The following is a 19199-nucleotide window of genomic DNA, read 5'->3' as shown; positions in this document are numbered from 1 at the left end:
CCGGCAGGCGCGGCGCCGGATCACAGCGCCAGCATGAAGCTCGCGGATGAGTCGCGGGGTTCGAGGGGGGTGCTGCGGGCGGGCACCTTCACATGCACCGGTACCCGATGGCCAAATGCATCGCGGACCCAGCCGCAGCCGTTTTGCAGCAGATCGGTGGCGAGCCCCAGCGGATCGAACCGGTAGCCGGCCACCCGCAGGTGCCGGGTGAGCTCATCCAGGGCGCGCAAATCGCGGCGTTGCAGGGCCTGGCGCAGCGCCTGGCCGGTGCAGGGAAGGGCCAGCGCCTGGGTGGCGGGCGCCTCCGCGGTGGTGGGCTTGGCATCGATCATGGGCCCATGGTCGTTGTCGCGTTTGGAAATGAAAAGGAAGGAAAACGGCGATCGATATCCCGCGGCCGCATATGAGCCCGGCGCATATCGGATACGCTGGCCGGTCCATTCCCCTTCTGAGCTGTCACCACGTGTTCGCCTATTTCGAGCGCCTCGTCGATCCTTACCCCGAGGTGGTGCCCCCGCCGGCGCCCCAGCGCCTGTGGGCGTTCCTGTGGGCCAACACCACGGGCGTGCGGCGCTACGTGGTCGTGATGACGGGGCTCACGGCGCTGATTGGCGCCTTCGAGGCGTTGCTGTTCGCCTTCCTGGGGCACATCGTCGACGGCCTGTCGACCACCGAGCCGGCCCAGTGGTGGCCGCAGGAGCGCGAGCGCCTCTACCTGCTCGCCGCGGTGCTGTTGGCCAGCCCACTGCTGGTTGCCTGGCAGGCGTTGGCCAAGTACCAGACGCTGAACGGCAACTTTCCGATGCGGCTGCGCTGGAACTTCCATCGCCAGATGCTGGCGCAGAGCCTGTCGTTCTACCAGGACGAGTTTGCCGGCCGCGTGGCGACCAAGGTGATGCAGACAGCGCTGGCGGTGCGGGATGTGGTGATGACGGTCACCGACATCCTGGTCTTCATCATCATCTACTTCGTCACCATGATGGCGGTGGTGGGTGGGGTGAGCCTGAAGCTGCTGGTGCCGTTCTTCGGCTGGCTTGCCCTCTACATCGCCGCCCTCGTCTACTTCGTGCCGCGGCTCGGGCGGGTGGCCCGAGAGCAGGCCGATGCACGGGCGCTGATGGTGGGCCGAATCTCCGACGCCTACACCAACATCGCCACGGTCAAGCTGTTCTCCCACGCGGGCCGCGAATCGGGCTACGTGCGCAGCGCGATGCAGGATTTCATGGGCATCGCCTACCGCCAGATGCGCCTGGTCACCGGTCTGGAGATCGTCATCCACCTGCTCAGCATGGGCCTGGTACTCGCCACCGCAGGTGCCACGCTGTGGTTGTGGACGCAGGGGGGCGCTGGCGTCGGGGCGGTGGCGGCCGCCACGGCGATGGCCTTGCGGCTGAACGGCATCTCGCACTGGATCATGTGGGAGATGGCCACGCTGTTCGAGCAGATCGGCACCGTGGCCGACGGCCTGAACACGCTGACGCGGCACGCCTCGGTGATCGACCGGCCGGATGCGTCGGGCCTGAGCGTGCCGCGCGGTGAGGTGCGTTTCGAGGGCGTGCGTTTCGGCTACGGCCAAGCCGGCCGCGCCGTGATCGACAACTTCAGCCTCACCATCCGGCCCGGTGAAAAGATCGGCCTGGTGGGCCGCTCAGGCGCGGGCAAGTCCACGCTGGTGAACCTGCTGCTGCGCTTTTATGACGTGGAGGCCGGCCGCATCCTGGTCGATGGTCAAGACATCGCCAGCGTGAGCCAGACCAGCCTGCGGGCCCACATCGGCATGGTCACGCAGGACACGTCGCTGCTGCACCGCTCGGTGCGCGAGAACCTGGTCTATGGCCGACCCGATGCCACCGAAGCCCAGATGCTCGATGCTGCCCGCCGTGCCGAGGCCCATGCCTTCATCGAGACCCTGGTCGACCCGAAGGGCCGCACGGGCTACGACGCACATGTGGGTGAGCGCGGGGTGAAACTCTCGGGCGGCCAGCGCCAGCGCATCGCCATTGCCCGCGTGATGCTGAAGGACGCGCCCATCCTCTTGCTGGACGAAGCCACCAGTGCGCTGGACAGTGAAGTGGAGGCTGCCATCCAGCAGAGCCTGTACCGGCTGATGGAGGGCAAGACAGTGGTCGCGATCGCGCACCGCCTGTCCACCATCGCCGCGATGGATCGGCTGATCGTGATGGACGGCGGGCGCATCGTCGAGCAGGGCGATCACAAGAGCCTGCTCGCCCAAGGCGGCCTCTACGCCCGGCTGTGGGCGCACCAGAGCGGCGGCTTCCTCGGGGAAGAGTGAACCCGCCGCCAGGTGCCCCGAGCTCAGGGCACCAGTCGGACGGCCCGTCCGTTCAGCGGCTGCACGGGCCGCGCGTTCATGGTGTAGATCGCCTTGAAGGCGGCCAGTTGGGCCGGCGATATCTCGACCGGCGTCTTCAGCACGTGCCAGCGCACGCCCTCGCTGCACGGCGGCGTGGTCAACGAACCGGCGAACGCGTAGTGCGCGCGTGTGGCGGGCAGCAGGGCGGTCACGTCCAGCGGCGCCGTCAGCGCGCGACGGCCGTCCACGTCGGTGGGCAGCTTTGCGAAGACCGGTTTCAGCGCAGCGTTCTCCTGGCCCAGCTTGAACAGCACGGCCACCACGGCCAGACGCCCCTGCTCGTTGCGGTGGACGAGGTGGGCCACCAGCGGGTAGCTCTGGCCATCGATCTGCTCTTCGCTGGGCGTATGAAAGTGGAACTGCACCAATCCGTAGGCGCCGTCATCGAGCACCAGCGAGCCCGCCTGCGCCAGATCCACCTGGATCGTGTGGCCGTTGTTGACCACCGAACCCTCACTGGGGGTGTAGCCGAAGCCCAAGGGGCGGGCATCCGGCGAGGCGGTCACGCGGGAGGTCTCGATGTTGATCGGCGACTGCTCTTGCCCGATGCCGCAGGTCTGGAAGCCTGGCTCCAGCTCGGCCCAGTGCAAGGCGCTGGTGGGTCCGTCGTAGCTCCAGTGCGGCGAATGAGCCGCATGCCCAGCGGGGGCGGTGGCGTGGGGCGCCTGGGTGCTGCAGGCGACGGTCATCAGTGCGGCGGCGGCACAGGCACTGGCCGTCAGGGTCCATTTCATGAAGGCATCTCAGAAAGTGAAGACGCCGTACCCTAACGCCATTTTGTTGCTGAATGTATTCAACCCGATCGCCATCGGGGTATTCGTGGCCGTCCGTCCACGGACGTGCGGGCGATCAGAGCATCGTGCCCGCGATCAGGCCCATCCCCGCCACCCCGGCGCCCCAGACGAGTGTGCGCAGGTAGGGGATGCCGGCCCAGTACACCGCCACGAACGCCACCCGGGAGACGGCGAACACCTGTGCACCGAGTGTGACGTGCGGGTGCTGGACCTGTGCGGCATGGGCCGCCAGCACCAGCGCGGCGAACAGCAGAAAGTTCTCCAGCGTGTTGCGCGCAGCGCGATCCAGGCGTGCCGCGGCCGGTGAGGGCTCGGGCATGTCGGCCCGGTTGCCCAGCGCCAGCGACATGCCGCGAGGTGTCCAGGCGCGAGCGCGCGACAGGCTGGCGAGCATGAGCACGACCCAGGTGAACACGGTCATCCACACCAGCAGCGTCAGCGAAGGGGTCATCGAGGGGATCTCCAGTGGGGCGTTCAAGGGCGTGGCGCCCGGGTGGGTGTCGATCAGGAGGCGCTGCGCGCGTCCTCACGGATCATGTCGGCGGCTTTCTCGGCGATCATGATCGTTGGGGCGTTGGTGTTGCCGCTGACGATGCGGGGCATGATCGACGCGTCGACCACCCGCAGCCCCGGCACGCCACGCACGCGCAGGCGGCTGTCGACCACGGCGTCGGCGTCGGCGCCCATCCGGCAGGTGCCCACCGGGTGGTAGATGGTGTCGGCGTGGCCGCGGATGAACGCCTCGATCTCGCTGTCGCTGCGGGCCGCGGCCGAGGCGGCCAGTTCGCGCCCCCCGAGCGCGGCCATCGCAGGCTGCTCCAGGATGCGGCGCATGAGCTTGAAACCCCGGACCAAGCGCGCGGTGTCGTCGTCATCGGCGAGGAAGTTGGGATCGATCTGGGGTGGCGCCATCGGGTCGGCGCTGCGCAGCGTCAGCCGGCCGCGGCTCTTGGGCTGCAGCAGGCAGACGTGGCACGAGTAGCCATGTCCGAACACGGTCTTGCGGCCATGGTCGATCAGTTTGCCGATCACGAAATGCAGCTGCACATCCGGCGTGACTTCATCGGGCGCCGTGCGCAGGAACGCGCCCGCCTCAGCGAAGTTGGTGGTCAGCATGCCGGTGCGTTGCTTGCGCCATTGGCCCAGTGCACGCCACACGCTGGCCGCGCCGCTGATCGACAGGCCGAAGAAATCCTTCTGGTGCGGCGCATCGACCACTTGCACCACATCCACATGGTCGTGCAGGTTGCGGCCGACGCCTTCGAGCGCATGTTGGATGGCAATGCCGTTCCGCTTCAGCTCGTCCACCGGCCCGATGCCCGACAGCATCAGCAGTTGCGGTGACTGCAGCGCCCCGGCGGCCAGCAGCACCTCGCGCCGAGCCTTGAGCATCACGCGCTGGCCACCGCGCAGCACTTCCACACCCGTGGCGCGACCGCCCTCGAGCACCACGCGCAAGGCGTGGGCACCCGTGATCACCTCGAGGTTGGGCCGGCCGCTCGCCGGCGCGAGGTAGGCCTTGGCGGCGCTGCAGCGCTCACCGTTGCGGTGGGTCACCTGGTAGTGCCCGATGCCCTCCTGCGTGGCGCCATTGAAATCGGCGTTCAAAGGGAAGCCGGCTTGCACCCCCGCCTGTATGAAGGCCGGGGTGTGGCGATTGGGGCTGCGAAGGTCCATCACATTCAGCGGGCCGCCGGTGGCATGCCAGGCGCTGGCGCCGCGTTCGTTGTGCTCGGAGCGCAGGAAGTACGGCAGCACATCGCTGTAGGCCCAGCCGGGGTTGCCGGCATCCGCCCAATGGTCGTAGTCTTCCCGCTGACCGCGGATGTAGATCATCGCGTTGACCGAGCTCGACCCGCCCAGCACCTTGCCGCGCGGCTGGTAGCCGCGCCGGCCGTTCAGGCCGCGTTGCGGCACGGTCTCGAAGCCCCAGTTGGCTTGGCCATTCTTCGCCAGGATGGCCAGGCCGGCCGGGCAATGGATGAGCACACTCTTGTCCGCCGGGCCGGCCTCGACCAGGCCCACGCGGCAGTTCACATCCTCGCTGAGACGGCCGGCCAGCACGCTGCCCGCCGAACCGCCGCCGATCACCAGATAGTCAAATTCCATGCGTTCGAATCCCTCCGGCGGCGCCCTTGGAGATCGGGCCGCCGATCGGAAAAGATTGGATGCCCCGGTCTGACCCCCGTCCATAGGGGCGAGTCCCGGCGGAATTTAGAGAGGCGCCTCGACTGGCGCGCCCGAGCAAGACTGGGTTTGGTGGTGGTGGTGGTGGGTTCGAGGTACCGATGCCCTCGGTGCCCATGCGATCGGGCTCAGCGCAGCACCCAGGTGCCGCTCGCCCACACCCAGCCGTGGCCACCCCAGCGCCAGTGGCCGCGGATCCAGACGTGGGCGGCGCTCGGCGGTGGGCCGGGGTTCTCATCGACCAGCGGGGGCATCGGGTTGACGGCCTCGTGCACCCAGTGGCCGTGTTGCCAGTGCCAACGATGGCCCAACCACACCCAGTGGCCCGGCACCCAGCTCCATCCGGTGGGTTCGGGCGCTGCGGGCGGGCTCTCGACGATCGGCGCCGGCATCGGCCCGGCCGGGTACTCGTAGACAGCCGTGGTCGACACGACCGGCACCGGCCGCACCCGGGTCTGCACGGCGCAGCCGGTGGAGAACGCCACGGTCAGCGCCGCGGCCATTGCGAGACCGGCCGTGGCTGAACGCCGGCGTCCCAGAGATTCAATGTGCCCCATCGATCGCTCCTTTCATCGCTTGGACAAGACACGGCTCGGCAATCCACGGGCCCGCGCGGCGGGCGGCTGGGCCCCGTCAGCACGAGCCTGGAGGCACGCTCAGCATCTCTCTGGCGGGTGTACCGAAGATGTACGCCATGTCTCGCTGGCGTTGCGCGCAGCGGCCAGGCATGGACAAGCTCGCGCGGCGACCGGGGCGGGCGCGAAGGGCGCTCAGGCCTACGGCAGGCGCACGGCCTGGGGCCGGCTGGCCACCAGCCGGCTCACGGCGTGGGCGAGGCGAAGGGCGGTGGCGTCGGTCTTGGCCGGCAACTCTCCCGATTGGGCCTGCGCAAGCAATCGCTGCAACACGGCCGCGTGCGGCAGCACCGTGCCGAAGAAATGGGGCTTCCCGTCACGCACCAACAGCAGCGTGGGGAAGTTGTCGATGTCCTCGGCAGCGCCGTCGGTGTCGTCCAGGTCGTCGGCGTGATCCTCGATGTCGACCCACGCAAACCGCACACCGGGGTGCTGGCGCTGCGCGTCGGTCATCACACCTTGGTAATCGTCGCAGGTGCGACACCAACCCGCACAGAGGCAGGCCACCAGCCAGGATGAAGGGGAGGGCGAGACATCGGGCATCACGGCAGTGTGCCATTGCACCGCCGGGCGATGCAGGTCGGGCTCAATCGGCGGCCGCGACGGCCGAAAACGGCGAGATGGCCGCGGTGTCCGCGCCTGGTTCTCGCCCGCCGTTCTTTCTCCCCCTCACCGTTTTCGCCACGTTGCCGTGACCTTGCTTCATTTCCTGATTCGCGGTGCCCGTCACGCTGGCGCGTGGGCGGGGCCCGTGGCGCTGCTGGCCTGGGCCCCTGGTGCGAATGCCGTGACTGTGCAACTGCAGGCCGTGAGTCCATCGGGCCGGCCGCTGGCCGACGCGGTGCTGTTGCTGGAGCCGCAGGGCGCCAAGGCGCCGGTGCAGCCGCTGCCGCGTGTGGAGATCGTTCAACAGGGCCGCCGCTTCATCCCGGCCGTCACGGTGGTGCCGATGGGCACGAAGGTGCACTTTCCGAACCAGGACACTGTTCGCCACCATGTCTACTCGTTTTCTTCGGCCAAGAAGTTCGAGCTGAAGCTCTACGTGGGCCGACCCGAGAACCCGGTGGAGTTTGACCGCGCGGGGGTCGTGGTGCTGGGCTGCAACATCCACGACAAGATGGTCGGTTGGGTGCTGGTGGCCGACACGCCCTGGTACGCGAAGACGGCCGCCAGCGGCCACGCGACCCTGTCCGACGTGCCGCCCGGTGCGTATGTGCTGCGCAGTTGGCACCCCGATCTGCCGGCCGGCTCGACCGGCATCGAGCAGCCGGTCACGGTCGGCCAGGTGCCCATGAACCTCGTGGCCAGCCTGCCCGTGGCCGACCGCTGACGGGATCCGTCGTGACGTTGCCCACCGCGCGCGCCTGGTTGCGCAGCTTGGCCGGTCGGATCGTCACGATCTTTCTCGCCCTGCTGTTGGCCGTGCAATTGGCGGGCTTCTTCGCCATCCGGCACAGCATCGACGCCAATGCGCGAGCCCAGTTGGCCAACCAACTGGAGGTGGGTGAGCGTCTGCTGGGCCGCCTGCTCGACCAGAACGCGCAGCAGCTCGCCCAGGCCGCCACCTTGCTGGCCGCGGACTACGGTTTCCGAGAGGCGGTGCTTTCTGGTGACCGCGAGACGATTCGCTCGGCGCTGGACAACCATGGCGCACGCATCGGCGCCAGCGTGGTCGCGCTGCTCGAGCTCGACTACACCTTGCATGCCGCAGGCAGCCAGGGCTCGGAAGCGCTGCAGCCGGTGCGCCAAGGCCTGGCGAACGCGGCCGGCACGCGGCCATCCACCACGGGCCAGCTGGTGCTGGTGGGCGAACGGCCGTTCCAGTTCGTGGTGGTGCCGTTCAAGGCACCGATCGAGATGGGTTGGGTCGTGATGGGCTTCGCGGTCGACGACAAGCTGGGGCGTGATCTGCACGAGCTGTCTGGCCTGCACATGGCCTTGCTGTCGCAGCCAATCGGGGCGCCACTGCGCGTGGTGCAAAGCACGCTGGCGCCCTCGGTGAGCGACCAGTTCGTCCTCCTGCCCCACGAAGGGCTGACCGAATTCGTGGCCGGCGACGAAACGATCGATGGGCGTGTCAGCCTGCTGGCGCGGTCGCCCACCGGCGAGATCCGCGCAGTGCTGGCCCGCTCTGTTGACGAGGCGGTGGCGCCTTATCGCCGACTTCAGGCCGTGTTGCTGGCCATCACGCTGCTCGGCGCGGTGGTCTTTGCGGTGGGCAGCATCTGGACGGCGCGCCGCGTCACCCGCCCGTTGCGCGCGCTGGTCGACGCCAGCCGCCGCCTCGGCCAGGGTGACTTCGACACCCCGATCGAGCCCCCGGCGCGCGACGATGAACTCAATGAACTCGCGGTGGCCTTCGACGGGATGCGTGAGGTGACCCGCCGGCGGCTGTACCTGGACGACCTCACCGGGTTGCCCAACCGCGGCCAGTTCAGCCGGAGGCTGGGCCTGGCGCTGGAGGCAGGCCCGGTGGCGGTGTTGATGCTTGATCTGGACCGGATCAAGCAGGTCAATGACAAGCTGGGTTACCAGATGGGCAATCGCCTGTTGATCCAGGTGGCCGAACGCCTGGCCGGCCTGCAGGCCCCGGCGCTCGGCGCTGCCATGATGGTGGCGCGCCTGTCGGGCGACGAGTTCGCGGTGCTGCTGCCCGGCCTGGGGCGGGACGCGGCGGAGTCGATGGCGAAGGCCGTGCTGCACGCATTGGAGCGACCTGTTCGGCTGGGCGACAGCATGGTGGACGTGGCGGCGGGCATGGGCCTGGTGTGCGCGCCCGAGCATGGCCGCGAGCCCGATGCGTTGTTGAGCCGGGCCGAGGTGGCCATGTACGAGGCCAAGCGCCGGCGTGCGGGCTGGCTGGCGTATGACCCGCGGTTCGACCACGGAAGTGCCGCGACCCTGACGCTGCTCGGCGAGATGCGACGCGCGCTGCAGCGGCAAGAGCTGCGCTTGTTCGTCCAACCCAAGCTGCACCTGCTGGATGGCACGCTGGTGGGCGCCGAGGCGCTGGTGCGCTGGCAGCACCCCGAGCGAGGCCTGGTGCCGCCCCTCGAGTTCATCCCCTTTGCCGAAGAGACGGGCTTCATCCACGAGCTGAGCCTGTGGGTGATCGACGAAGCCGCCCGCCTGCTGGCCCGCTGGGGCCCGATCGGCTTGTTGCCCCGCTTGTCGGTCAACCTCTCGGTGCACGACCTGATGAAGGCAGACCTGGTGACGCAACTTGCCGCGCGTCTGCAGCACCACGGTGCGTCGCCTCAGGCTTTGTGCCTGGAGATCACCGAGAGCGCGATCATGAACGACCCGCAGCGTGCGCTGCAGACACTGCAGGCGCTCAAGGCCCTGGGCTGCAAGCTGTCGATCGACGATTTCGGCACGGGCTACAGCTCGTACGCCACCCTGCGCAACCTGCCGGTGGATGAGTTGAAGATCGACATGTCCTTCGTGCGTGCCATGGAGAAGGTGCCGAAGGACGCGATGATCGTGCGCTCGATCATCGAAGTCGCCCACAACCTGAACCTCAGCGTGGTGGCCGAGGGCGTGGAGAACGAGGCGATCTGGCAGCAACTGGCCACCCTGGGCTGCGATGAGGCCCAGGGGTGGCACATCGGCCGGCCCATGCCCGTGGAATCGTTCGAAGCCTGGGCACGCGAACGTGCGGCCGCAGGGCTTTCACCGGCTGCCGTGCCGGGACAACACAGGCTGCCGGCCTGAGCGCGCTGCGTTGGGCGCTACCAGCTGGCGCCTTGACCCGGCGCTAGCGAAGCTTGCCCAGCAGCGTTTGCACGTCGCTCAGCACTTCAGAGAACTGCTGCCGGCTGCGATCGGTGGCAGGCATGCGGCCGCCGAGCTCCTGTTCCATGTAGGCGACGGTGAGCTTGGCATGCGTACTGTCCAGCGCCTTGCGCACGGCGGCGAGCTGGCCGGCGATGTCGAGGCAGGACTGTCCTTCCTCGATCATGCGCTGCAGGCCGCGCAACTGGCCTTCGGCGCGACGCAGCCGGTTCAACAGCGCCTGGCGGGTCTTGTCGTCGGTGAGTGTGGCCATGACCGGCCATTCTGAACCCGCTCGCCAGCGAAAAGCGCTTCCAAATGCAAGACGCCCGCTGACCCATGGGTGGGTGAGCGGGCGTCAGCCGATACGGCCTTGCGGCCGCAGAGGATCAGAAGCGGTACGAGACGCCGGCCGTGAAGGCCCGGCCGGTCGGGTCCGTGTAGCGGCCGTCGTAGCCGACCTGGTTGCCACCCACCAGTTTGAGCGAGCGCGGCGGGGCTTCGTCAAACAGGTTGGTGATGCCGACGGTGAAGCGCAGATCGGCGCTGAACTGCCAGCGCGTCTGCCAGTCGACGAGCGTGTATGACCGAACTTTGCCGTTGTAGGCGACGCCGTCGCCCGTGGCTTCGTCGTACACGTTGCCTGATTCCGCGGTGAAGGCCTGGTCCTTGTAGCCGGACTTGTTCTTGGCAGTCAGCGTGTGCGTGAAGTCGCCGTACTGCAGGCCCAGGGTCAGGCGCATGATGTTGCGGAACACCACGTTGTTGTCGCCGCCGAACTTGCCCAGGTCGGACTGCTTGCCGCCCGGCAGCTCGTAGTCGGCCTTCAGCATGTGCGTGCCACCAAGGCTGGCCGACACCTTGCCGATCGACGTGGTCGTGCGGTAGTCGAACTCCCAATCCAGGCCTTGATAGTTGGCCTTGCCCGCATTGAACGGCTTCTGGATCAGGGCCACCGTCGGGTAGCCGGCCGGATCCTGGTACGGCGCCACGAAGAGGTCCTGCAACGAGGACGCATTGGCGAACGCGTAGCCCTCAGGCATGCCGTTCAGGATCTGGTCCTTCAGCCGCACCGACCAATAGTCCAGACCCATCGACAGGCCGGTGTCCGCCGGTTCCCAGCGGCCACCCAGTGTCCATTGGCGCGACGATTCGGCCTTCAGCCCGTTCTTGCCTTTGGCGGGGTTGCCCGCCGAGATCAGGTCCCACTGCTGGGGCCCGGTACCGTTCGCAATACAGACCGGCTCCGTCGGGAACGGGCAGACATAAGAGCCCGATGTGTTGGTCGCGAAGGCCAGCGGCGCGGCGATCTGATTGACCGAAGGCGCCTTGAAGCCAGTGCCCAGCGAGCCGCGAACCAGCACGCCGTCCACGGGCTGGAGCCGGAAGCTCAGCTTGTAGGTGGCGTGGCTGAAGGTATTCCCTTGGTCCTCGGCCGGCAGCGGCTCGAGGTTGTTGGCCACCTGGGTGAAAGGCTTGCTGTTGTGCACCCGGTCGTAGTGGTCGTATCGGACCGATGCGGTGACCTCGGTCTTCTTGGCAACCGGCATCAGCAACTCAGCGAACAGGCCGTAGTTGTTGCGGCTCGCCTCCATGGGCACGTAGCCATAGAAGCCGCCCACAGCGTAGTTCGTCTTGCCGGCCTGGCCTGGCGTGCCGTTGCCGAACTGCGCCAGGTCGCTGGTCTCCTGCTTGAGCGTCTGCTGGGCATAGTCGAAGCCCACGCCCAGCACCGAATTGCCCCCGGGCATGGCGAACATGTCTTTCGAGCCATGCAGGTTGAACACGTTCTGGGTGCTCGTGCTCTTCAGGAACGTACCGCTGAGCAGGGCGGCATCGAGGTTCTGGCCTTCTTTGGGCACGAGCGGGTCGTACTGCCCGCTGGCGATCAGGTCGACGAACTTGTTGAAATCGAGGTAGCCCCCGGCGAGCTTGTCCTGGTCGCGGTTCGACGAGAACACCACGCTGGTACCGTAGTCCCAGCCCATCAAGGTGCCTTCCATGCCCAGCACATAGTGCTGCGCTTCGGTCACGAAGTCATCGGTGCGAGGGCCCGCCTCCATGGCGCGATAGCGCATCTGGCCGCCAGTGCTGGTGTCGTTGTTGGCCGTCTGGTAGGGAACGATGTACTTGTTCCAAAGGATGTCGAGCGGCCGGCCGGGCAGGTCGTTCGATCCCAAGCCCATCGGCTGGGCGGGGGGCGCGAACGCCGCGGTCATCGTGAACTTGGAGTAGAGCGCTTCGGCGAAGAGCGTGTTGTCGTCGCCCAGCTTCATGCGTCCACTCAGATAGAAGCTGTCGCGCTCGGATTCGGGAAGGTTCTGGACCATCGCGGCGTAATTCGTCCGGCACTTGGTGCCCGCAACGAACACGTTGGGGTCTGCTCCGCAGTCGCCGTTCAGGTCGAAGTAGGGGCTGAACGAATTGCCGCTGTCCAGGTAGACGGAGCCCGGCAGCGAGTTGCTCGAGGTCTGGTCGAAAACGACTCGTTTGCCATCAAGGTTGAAGGTGATCAGGCCGCCCTTCTTGGAGAAATCACGGTCCTTGGCCCACAGCACTTCCTGCACATCGTGGCTGTAAGACGCCAGGAGATTGAAGCCGTCGCTGTCCAGGCTGCCGAAGCCCTTGCTGATGCCGGCGCTCCATTTGTTGCCGCCCTTTTCTTGCGGCGCGCTGCCGTTGAAGAACACGCCGAACTGGGTCAGGTCCTTCTTGGTGATGAAGTTCACCACGCCGGCGATCGCGTCGGAGCCGTAGAGCGCTGACGCGCCGTCTGTCAGCACTTCGACCCGCTCGACCGCGTCGAGAGGCAGGCTGGCCAGGTTCACCGCGCCGTCACCGCCCGAGGCGCCGAAACCAGCGAAGGGTGCAACCCGCCGGCCGTTCAACAGCACCAGGGTGTATTTCTGGTCGAGCGCGTGGATGGCCGCGGTGGTGTTGCCGAACCCGTTGCCGTTGACCGAGCCCGACGACTGCTGGAAGTTGCCGCCCGTCATCGCGGGCAGTGCCTGGATCAGTTCGGTGACTGAGCTGGCGCTGCTTTTTTCGATGGCGTCGCGTGAAATCACCGTGATGGGCAGCGCCCCTTCGGCCTCAATGCGGCGGATCGAAGAACCAGTGATTTCCACGCGTTGCGTGGAGGCATCTTGCGCATACGCAGGCAAGACGCCGAAAGCCAGCAGCAGGTGCGTGCAAAGCTTTTTGCGTTGAAACATGTGTCCTCCTAACGAAACTCATTGCGGCGCTCGTTCAGCCTCGTGGGCTGAAGGCGCCACCCCCCACGTCGAGAAGCGACGGCGGCAGCGTGATGCAAGAAGCCTGCCATCGACGCCGCACGCCGAGTGCCGGCCATTGTTTGGCGGTGTCAATGGGGTGGTTGCTGGGGCGAACCCGCGAGTTGGCGGTTTCGCCACAGGCGATGCGACGAACTGCGGCGGCTGGCGATGAAATGCATCGTGGCGCGGCGTCAGCGCTCTTGTTGTCTAGGCAGGCGCGATCGCTCGGTAGGGGTGCGCGCCCCAGTGCCTGGGGGCCGAGCCGCTACCATGGCGACCGATGCTCTCGATGTCTCCCGCCACGGATCCGCTCGCGCTGTTGCACGAGGTCTTTGGCTATGCCCAGTTCCGCGGCCACCAACAGGCCATCGTCGACCATGTGATTGCTGGCGGCGACGCGCTGGTGCTGATGCCCACAGGGGGCGGCAAGAGCCTGTGCTACCAGGTGCCCGCCATCGCGCGCCATCGAGCGGGGCAGGGTGTGGCGGTGGTGGTCAGCCCGCTGATCGCCTTGATGCACGATCAGGTGGGCGCGCTGGAGGAGGCGGGCGTGCATGCCGCCTTCCTCAACTCCACCCTCGACGCGGCGGGTGCCCAGGCGGTGGAGCGCGAGCTGCTGTCCGGCCGGCTGGTGATGCTGTACGCCGCGCCTGAGCGAATCACGAATCCGCGTTTCCTGGCGATGCTCGATTCGCTGCATGAGCGGGGCCGGCTGAGCCTGGTGGCGATCGACGAGGCCCACTGCGTCAGCCAATGGGGCCACGATTTCCGTGAGGAGTACCTGCAGCTCGGCCAGTTGGCCGACCGCTACCCCGGCGTGCCGCGCATTGCGTTGACGGCGACGGCGGACGAGCACACCCGCGCTGACATCCTCGATCGACTCCAACTGGGGCAGGCGCGTGCCTTTGTCTCCAGCTTCGATCGACCGAACATCCGCTACGCCATCGTCGAGAAGGACAACGCGCGGGCGCAGCTGCTGCGCTTCTTGCGCGATGAGCACGAGGGCGATGCGGGCATCGTCTATTGCCAGAGCCGGCGCAAGGTGGAAGAGACGGCCGAGTGGCTGGTCGCCGAGGGCATCAGCGCGTTGCCCTACCACGCGGGGTTGGATGCCGACGTGCGGCGGCGACACCAGGATCGCTTCCTGCGGGAGGAGGGGCTGGTGATGGTGGCCACCGTGGCGTTCGGCATGGGCATCGACAAGCCCGATGTGCGCTTCGTGGCCCACCTCGACCTGCCCAAGAACATCGAGGGCTACTACCAGGAGACCGGCCGCGCCGGCCGTGACGGCGAGCCTGCCGACGCCTGGATGACCTACGGCCTGGCCGATGTGGTGAACCAACGCAGGATGATCGACGAGAGCACGGCGGCGGATGACTTCAAGCGCCTGCAGATCGGCAAACTCGAAGCCCTGCTGGCATTGGCCGAAAGCCTGGACTGCCGCCGGCAGCGCTTGCTGGCCTACTTCGGCGAGGACATCTCTGGCGCCGGCCAGGGGGGCGGTGGGCGCTGGCGTTGCGGCAACTGCGACAACTGCCTGAATCCGCCGCAACGCTGGGATGCCACCGAAGCAGCCCGCAAGGCGCTGTCCTGTGTCTACCGCTTTTGGCAACACTCCGGCATCGGTTACGGCGCCGGGCATCTGATCGACGTGCTGCGGGGCAAGTCGACCGACAAGACACGCGAGCGCGGGCATGAGCAGTTGTCCACCTTCGGCATCGGCGCTGATTTGAGCGAGGCGCAATGGCGCGGCGTCGTGCGCCAGCTGATTGCGCTGGGCCACCTGGCCAGCGAAGGCGAATACAACACGCTGGCCTTGACCGACAGCGCCCGCGCCGTGCTGCGCGGTGAAGTGAAGATCGAGCTGCGCGAGCCCCGCGAGCCCGCGCCGCGCACCCGCAGTTCACGCAGCCGCGGCGCCCAGCCGAAGGTGCCGCGTGCGGCGTCGACCCTCGATGCCGCAGGCCAGGCGCGTTTCGCAGCGCTCAAAGCCTGGCGCAGTGATGTGGCCAAGGAGCACAACCTGCCGGCCTACATCGTTTTCAACGATGCCACGCTGGCCCAGATGGCGGCCGACGCGCCCGATTCGTTGACCGCGCTGGCCGGCATCAGCGGCGTGGGCGCCAAGAAGCTCGAGGCCTACGGCCGCGAGATCCTGAGGGTGCTGGAACAGGTGGAGATGGCGGGATGAAGCCGGCGATGACGTTACGTTCTTTTGCCAAGCCCCGGTCCCGGGCGGCCGGATTGCTGATGGCCGCGTTCGCCGGCGTGGCTTGCGCCGCGGGCGCACCGCCTGCCCCGGAACAGCCGGCGGGCCGATTGATGGCCGATTGGCCCCGCCGGTTGAGCGAAGCAGGCTGCCCGCCCTTGTCCGGGAAGCCCGACGAGCGCCGCTGCAACAGCCGCGACAGCTTCACCGTTTGCAAAGAGGCCGTCGACGCCGGCCACCTGAAGCGCTGCCACCTGGCCGATACCCGCGAAACCTATCCGGCGTCGCGCTAGCGGGGCGTGTGGGCGGGCCGCCCGGTCATCGGACGCGGCGCGGGAAGTCAGTGTTGGGGTGAAACCGCGTCGCAGGCGCCGCCAAAGGCTTTTCGAAGGCGGGCGAGCGGTCGGTGCCGTGTCGATGAACGGGTGCTGATGCGCTCAGCCAAGCGGCATGCGATGCGGTCGATCGGCGTGGCCGTCGGATGGGCGAAGCGCCGGTGGGCCGCCCTCCCGGGCGGCACCTCGATGGTGCATCAGCGCTTCTGATCCGACTTTTGCTGCCGGGCCAGGCTCTGGCGGTCGCTGCCAAAGGCCGCCGTCCAGAACGGTTCGAACTTCTGTCCCTTTTCCGGCTGCGGCAGCACATGCCGCACGTCGCGCGCATGGGAAGGACGGTTTGTAAGGGCTAACTTTTGCATGATCGTAGGCATCTTGATGACCGGACCCCCTTGAAGTAGGGGCACGGTATCAGGGTCAACGCGGGGGTCCGCGTCACGGATGACAAGCAAAAGGCACGAACGAAAAAATATGTGAACCTTCGCCGGGTGCCGGAATCAGCCCGCGCCCGGCCCGCAGGTGGTGCGCCGGTCGGCGTCCAGGGTGCCCCAAAAGATGGCGCAGGTGGCCGTGGCTGCCAACGAAACCGGCTGTCGCTATGATGGCCGGTTGCCCTCGCGAGACCCCATGTCCGATCCCCTACCGTCCGCCCTGCCTGTTGGCTCGGCCGCCGCGCGCCAGCCCGAAGCGCCGGCCATTCGCGTTCGCGGCGCCCGCACGCACAACCTGAAAAACATCGACCTCGACATCCCCAAGCACGCGCTGGTGGTGATCACCGGCCTGTCGGGGTCCGGCAAGTCGAGCCTGGCGTTCGACACTTTGTACGCGGAAGGGCAGCGGCGCTACGTGGAAAGCCTTTCGGCCTACGCCCGGCAGTTCCTGCAGCTGATGGACAAGCCGGACGTCGACGTGATCGAGGGTTTGTCGCCGGCGATCTCGATCGAGCAGAAAGCCACCAGCCACAACCCCCGCTCGACGGTGGGCACGGTGACCGAGATCCACGACTACCTGCGCCTGCTGTACGCCCGCGCCGGCACGCCGTTCTGCCCCGATCACGAGTTGCCGCTGGCCGCGCAGAGCGTGAGCCAGATGGTCGATGCCGTGCTGGCGCTGCCGGAAGACACCAAGCTGATGGTCTTGGCCCCGGTGGTGCGTGACCGCAAGGGCGAGTTCGTCGAGTCGTTCGCCGACTGGCAGGCGCAGGGGTATGTGCGCTTTCGGGTCGATGGCCAAGTGGTCGAGGCGACCGACCTGCCCAAGCTCAAGAAGACCGAGAAGCACGACATCGATGTCGTCATCGATCGCCTGAAGACCCGGCCCGACATGAAGCAGCGTCTGGCCGAGAGCTTCGAGGCGGCGCTGCGGGTGGCCGATGGCCGGGCGATCGCGCTGGAGATGGATTCGGGCGCGGAGCATCTCTTTTCGTCGCGCTTCGGATGCCCGGTCTGCAGCTATTCGCTGCCTGAACTGGAGCCGCGCCTGTTCTCGTTCAATTCGCCGGTGGGCGCCTGCCAGCACTGCGATGGCCTGGGCGTGCAGACGGTGTTCGACCCGGAGCGGGTGGTCGCCTTCCCGTCGTTGTCGATGGCCGCCGGTGCGGTCAAGGGCTGGGACCGGCGCAACGCCTACACGTTCTCGTTGTTGGAAAGCGTGGCCCGGCACTACGGGTTTGACATCGAGCTGCCCTTCGAATCGTTGCCGGCCCGTGCCCAGCAGGTGCTCTTGCAAGGCTCTGGTGAGGAAGAGATTGAATTTCTCTACGAGGCCGAAGGCAAGGGTGGCCGCACCCGGGTGGTCAAGCGTTCGCACCCGTTCGAGGGCATCCTGCCCAACTTTGAGCGCCGCTACCGCGAAACCGATTCCGTGGCGGTGCGCGAGGATCTGGCGCGCTACCAGAGCGCCAAACCCTGCGCACACTGCCACGGCACCCGGCTCAAGCGCGAGGCGCGCCACGTGTTCCTGCCAGGCACCGAAGCCGAGCGCGGCAAGCCGATCTACGAGGCCGAGCACCTGACGCTGGCCGACGCGCTGGCCTGGTTCGAGGGCCTGAAGCTCGAGGGCGCCAAAGCCGAGATCGCCGACAAGGTGGTGCGCGAGATTCGCGCGCGGCTGAAGTTCCTGAACGATGTGGGCCTGAACTACCTCAGCCTGGACCGCAGCGCAGACACCTTGTCCGGCGGCGAGGCGCAGCGCATCCGCCTGGCCAGCCAGATCGGGTCCGGCCTGACCGGTGTGATGTATGTGCTGGATGAACCTTCGATCGGCCTGCACCAGCGTGACAACGAGCGACTGATCGGCACGCTGAAGCACTTGCGTGACCTGGGCAACTCGGTGCTGGTCGTCGAGCACGATGAAGACATGATCCGTGCCGCCGACTGGTGCGTCGACATGGGGCCGGGCGCGGGTGCGCACGGCGGCCAAGTCATCGTGGCGGGCACGCCGGTGGAGGTGGCCGGACACGCCGACTCCTTGACGGGGCAGTACCTGGGCCGGGCGTTGCGCATTCACATTCCACGTCGCACGGCGCCTCAGGCCGTGGAAGGCGTGCCGTCCAAATTGACGATCGTCAATGCGCGGGGCAACAACCTCAGAGGGGTCACCGTCGAGATTCCGGTGGGGCTGTTGACCTGCGTCACGGGTGTGTCCGGCTCGGGCAAAAGCACACTGGTGAACGACACGCTCTACGCTGCCGTCGCCCGCAAGCTCTACAACAGCCATGCCGAGGCGGCGCCGCACGATGCGATCGAAGGTCTGGAGGCCTTCGACAAGGTCATCAACGTCGACCAGAGCCCCATCGGCCGCACGCCGCGCTCGAACCCGGCCACCTACACGGGCTTGTTCACCCCGATCCGCGAGTTGTTCGCCGAGGTGCCGGCGGCACGGGAGCGTGGCTACGGCGCAGGACGATTCAGCTTCAATGTCAGTGGCGGGCGTTGTGAAGCGTGCCAGGGCGACGGTGTACTGAAGGTGGAAATGCACTTCCTGCCTGATGTCTATGTGCCCTGCGACATCTGCCACGGCAAGCGCTACAACCGCGAGACGCTGGAGATCCTCTACAAGGGCCGCAACATCGCCCAGGTGCTCGACATGACCGTGGAGGACGCGCATGAATTCTTCAGCGCCGTTCCCACCATCGCCCGCAAGCTGCGCACGCTGCTCGATGTGGGGCTGGGGTACATCACGCTGGGCCAGAGTGCCACCACCTTGTCCGGCGGCGAAGCGCAGCGGGTGAAGCTGGCGCTCGAGCTCAGCAAGCGCGACACCGGCCGCACGCTCTACATCCTCGATGAGCCGACCACCGGGCTGCACTTCCATGACACCGCGCAGTTGCTGAAGGTGCTGCACCAGCTGCGCGATGCCGGCAACACCATCGTCGTCATCGAACACAACCTGGACGTGATCAAGACCGCCGATTGGCTGATCGACATGGGCCCCGAGGGCGGGGCCGGCGGCGGCATGGTGGTCGTCGAAGGCACGCCGGAAACCGTGGCGGCTTGTGCAGCCAGCCACACTGGCCGCTTTCTCGCCCCCTTACTGGAAGATTGACCGACGGGTGCCTGCGCCACAATGCATGCTTTGCTGGCGGGGCGTCCGGAAGTATGGGGCCGTGAATCGC

At 67.3% G+C, this 19199-nt stretch carries 15 protein-coding genes; 6 read left to right on the top strand and 9 right to left on the bottom strand.

Features of this window, described 5'->3' with window-relative positions; all coding sequences use genetic code 11:
• Window positions 1-20 precede the first annotated feature (20 nt).
• Entirely contained in the window at window positions 21-332 is a 312-nt protein-coding gene (locus AACH06_RS26675; RefSeq protein ID WP_341428856.1) for a hypothetical protein, read from the bottom strand.
• 131 nt (window positions 333-463) lie between these two features.
• On the opposite strand from AACH06_RS26675, the gene AACH06_RS26670 reads away from it, so the two are divergent.
• A complete protein-coding gene (locus AACH06_RS26670) occupies window positions 464-2293 on the top strand; it encodes an ABC transporter ATP-binding protein (protein WP_341428855.1) in 1830 nt (609 codons plus the stop codon).
• A 23-nt stretch (window positions 2294-2316) separates the two neighbouring features.
• Here AACH06_RS26670 and AACH06_RS26665 read toward each other — a convergent pair whose 3' ends face one another.
• The 5 genes from AACH06_RS26665 to AACH06_RS26645 form a co-directional block, all read right to left on the bottom strand.
• Window positions 2317-3063 carry a carbonic anhydrase gene (locus AACH06_RS26665; protein ID WP_423222091.1) on the bottom strand — a complete coding sequence of 249 codons (747 nt, stop codon included), beginning with the start codon at window positions 3061-3063 and terminating at the stop codon, window positions 2317-2319.
• Window positions 3064-3223: 160 nt separating this feature from the next.
• A complete protein-coding gene (locus AACH06_RS26660) occupies window positions 3224-3619 on the bottom strand; it encodes an MAPEG family protein (protein ID WP_341428853.1) in 396 nt (131 codons plus the stop codon).
• Window positions 3620-3672: 53 nt separating this feature from the next.
• Window positions 3673-5277 (bottom strand): GMC family oxidoreductase, encoded by a 1605-nt coding sequence (locus AACH06_RS26655; RefSeq protein ID WP_341428852.1) that lies wholly within the window; start codon window positions 5275-5277, stop codon window positions 3673-3675.
• A gap of 206 nt (window positions 5278-5483) precedes the next feature.
• Window positions 5484-5912 (bottom strand): hypothetical protein, encoded by a 429-nt coding sequence (locus AACH06_RS26650; RefSeq protein ID WP_341428851.1) that lies wholly within the window; start codon window positions 5910-5912, stop codon window positions 5484-5486.
• Window positions 5913-6131: 219 nt separating this feature from the next.
• Window positions 6132-6443 (bottom strand): thioredoxin, encoded by a 312-nt coding sequence (locus tag AACH06_RS26645; RefSeq protein ID WP_479723922.1) that lies wholly within the window; start codon window positions 6441-6443, stop codon window positions 6132-6134.
• A 238-nt stretch (window positions 6444-6681) separates the two neighbouring features.
• Between AACH06_RS26645 and AACH06_RS26640 the strand changes: the two genes are divergently transcribed.
• On the top strand, window positions 6682-7320 hold the full coding sequence (locus AACH06_RS26640) for a methylamine utilization protein (protein WP_341428849.1): 639 nt from the start codon (window positions 6682-6684) through the stop codon (window positions 7318-7320).
• A gap of 11 nt (window positions 7321-7331) precedes the next feature.
• Window positions 7332-9704: a putative bifunctional diguanylate cyclase/phosphodiesterase gene (locus AACH06_RS26635; protein ID WP_341428848.1), complete on the top strand. Its 2373-nt coding sequence runs from the start codon at window positions 7332-7334 to the stop codon at window positions 9702-9704.
• A 43-nt stretch (window positions 9705-9747) separates the two neighbouring features.
• Here AACH06_RS26635 and AACH06_RS26630 read toward each other — a convergent pair whose 3' ends face one another.
• Window positions 9748-10038 carry a metal-sensitive transcriptional regulator gene (locus AACH06_RS26630; RefSeq protein WP_341428847.1) on the bottom strand — a complete coding sequence of 97 codons (291 nt, stop codon included), beginning with the start codon at window positions 10036-10038 and terminating at the stop codon, window positions 9748-9750.
• A gap of 115 nt (window positions 10039-10153) precedes the next feature.
• Window positions 10154-12979: a TonB-dependent receptor gene (locus AACH06_RS26625; protein WP_341428846.1), complete on the bottom strand. Its 2826-nt coding sequence runs from the start codon at window positions 12977-12979 to the stop codon at window positions 10154-10156.
• 349 nt (window positions 12980-13328) lie between these two features.
• Between AACH06_RS26625 and recQ the strand changes: the two genes are divergently transcribed.
• A complete protein-coding gene (gene recQ / locus AACH06_RS26620; RefSeq protein ID WP_341428845.1) occupies window positions 13329-15230 on the top strand; it encodes a DNA helicase RecQ in 1902 nt (633 codons plus the stop codon).
• Window positions 15231-15238: 8 nt separating this feature from the next.
• The gene (locus tag AACH06_RS26615) at window positions 15239-15541 is read left to right on the top strand and encodes a hypothetical protein (protein ID WP_341428844.1); all 303 of its coding nucleotides are present in this window, start codon (window positions 15239-15241) and stop codon (window positions 15539-15541) included.
• A 239-nt stretch (window positions 15542-15780) separates the two neighbouring features.
• Here the strand turns inward: AACH06_RS26615 and AACH06_RS26610 are convergent, their stop codons facing one another.
• Window positions 15781-15957, bottom strand: a complete 177-nt coding sequence (locus tag AACH06_RS26610; protein ID WP_341428843.1) for a hypothetical protein — start codon at window positions 15955-15957, stop codon at window positions 15781-15783.
• Window positions 15958-16210: 253 nt separating this feature from the next.
• Here AACH06_RS26610 and uvrA point away from each other — a divergent pair, with 253 nt between their 5' ends.
• Complete coding sequence (gene uvrA / locus AACH06_RS26605) at window positions 16211-19129, top strand: excinuclease ABC subunit UvrA (RefSeq protein WP_341428842.1); 2919 nt, start codon at window positions 16211-16213, stop codon at window positions 19127-19129.
• Window positions 19130-19199 lie beyond the last annotated feature (70 nt).

The organism is Ideonella lacteola (assembly GCF_038066555.1).
GTDB lineage: Bacteria > Pseudomonadota > Gammaproteobacteria > Burkholderiales > Burkholderiaceae_C > Ideonella > Ideonella lacteola.
The sequence above is the reverse complement of the archived record's forward strand: the minus strand, read 5'-3'. Positions and strand labels throughout refer to the sequence as shown.

What these genes read in the sequence shown, in the direction of transcription:
- AACH06_RS26630 (WP_341428847.1), bottom strand. Translation starts at nt 10,038, where the DNA reads ATGGCCACACTCACCGACGACAAGACCCGCCAGGCGCTGTTGAACCGG.
- AACH06_RS26665 (WP_423222091.1), bottom strand. Translation starts at nt 3,063, where the DNA reads ATGACCGTCGCCTGCAGCACCCAGGCGCCCCACGCCACCGCCCCCGCT.
- AACH06_RS26645 (WP_479723922.1), bottom strand. Translation starts at nt 6,443, where the DNA reads ATGACCGACGCGCAGCGCCAGCACCCCGGTGTGCGGTTTGCGTGGGTC.
- AACH06_RS26660 (WP_341428853.1), bottom strand. Translation starts at nt 3,619, where the DNA reads ATGACCCCTTCGCTGACGCTGCTGGTGTGGATGACCGTGTTCACCTGG.
- recQ (WP_341428845.1), top strand. Translation starts at nt 13,329, where the DNA reads ATGTCTCCCGCCACGGATCCGCTCGCGCTGTTGCACGAGGTCTTTGGC.
- AACH06_RS26615 (WP_341428844.1), top strand. Translation starts at nt 15,239, where the DNA reads ATGACGTTACGTTCTTTTGCCAAGCCCCGGTCCCGGGCGGCCGGATTG.
- AACH06_RS26650 (WP_341428851.1), bottom strand. Translation starts at nt 5,912, where the DNA reads ATGGGGCACATTGAATCTCTGGGACGCCGGCGTTCAGCCACGGCCGGT.
- AACH06_RS26675 (WP_341428856.1), bottom strand. Translation starts at nt 332, where the DNA reads ATGATCGATGCCAAGCCCACCACCGCGGAGGCGCCCGCCACCCAGGCG.
- AACH06_RS26655 (WP_341428852.1), bottom strand. Translation starts at nt 5,277, where the DNA reads ATGGAATTTGACTATCTGGTGATCGGCGGCGGTTCGGCGGGCAGCGTG.
- uvrA (WP_341428842.1), top strand. Translation starts at nt 16,211, where the DNA reads ATGTCCGATCCCCTACCGTCCGCCCTGCCTGTTGGCTCGGCCGCCGCG.
- AACH06_RS26610 (WP_341428843.1), bottom strand. Translation starts at nt 15,957, where the DNA reads ATGCCTACGATCATGCAAAAGTTAGCCCTTACAAACCGTCCTTCCCAT.
- AACH06_RS26625 (WP_341428846.1), bottom strand. Translation starts at nt 12,979, where the DNA reads ATGTTTCAACGCAAAAAGCTTTGCACGCACCTGCTGCTGGCTTTCGGC.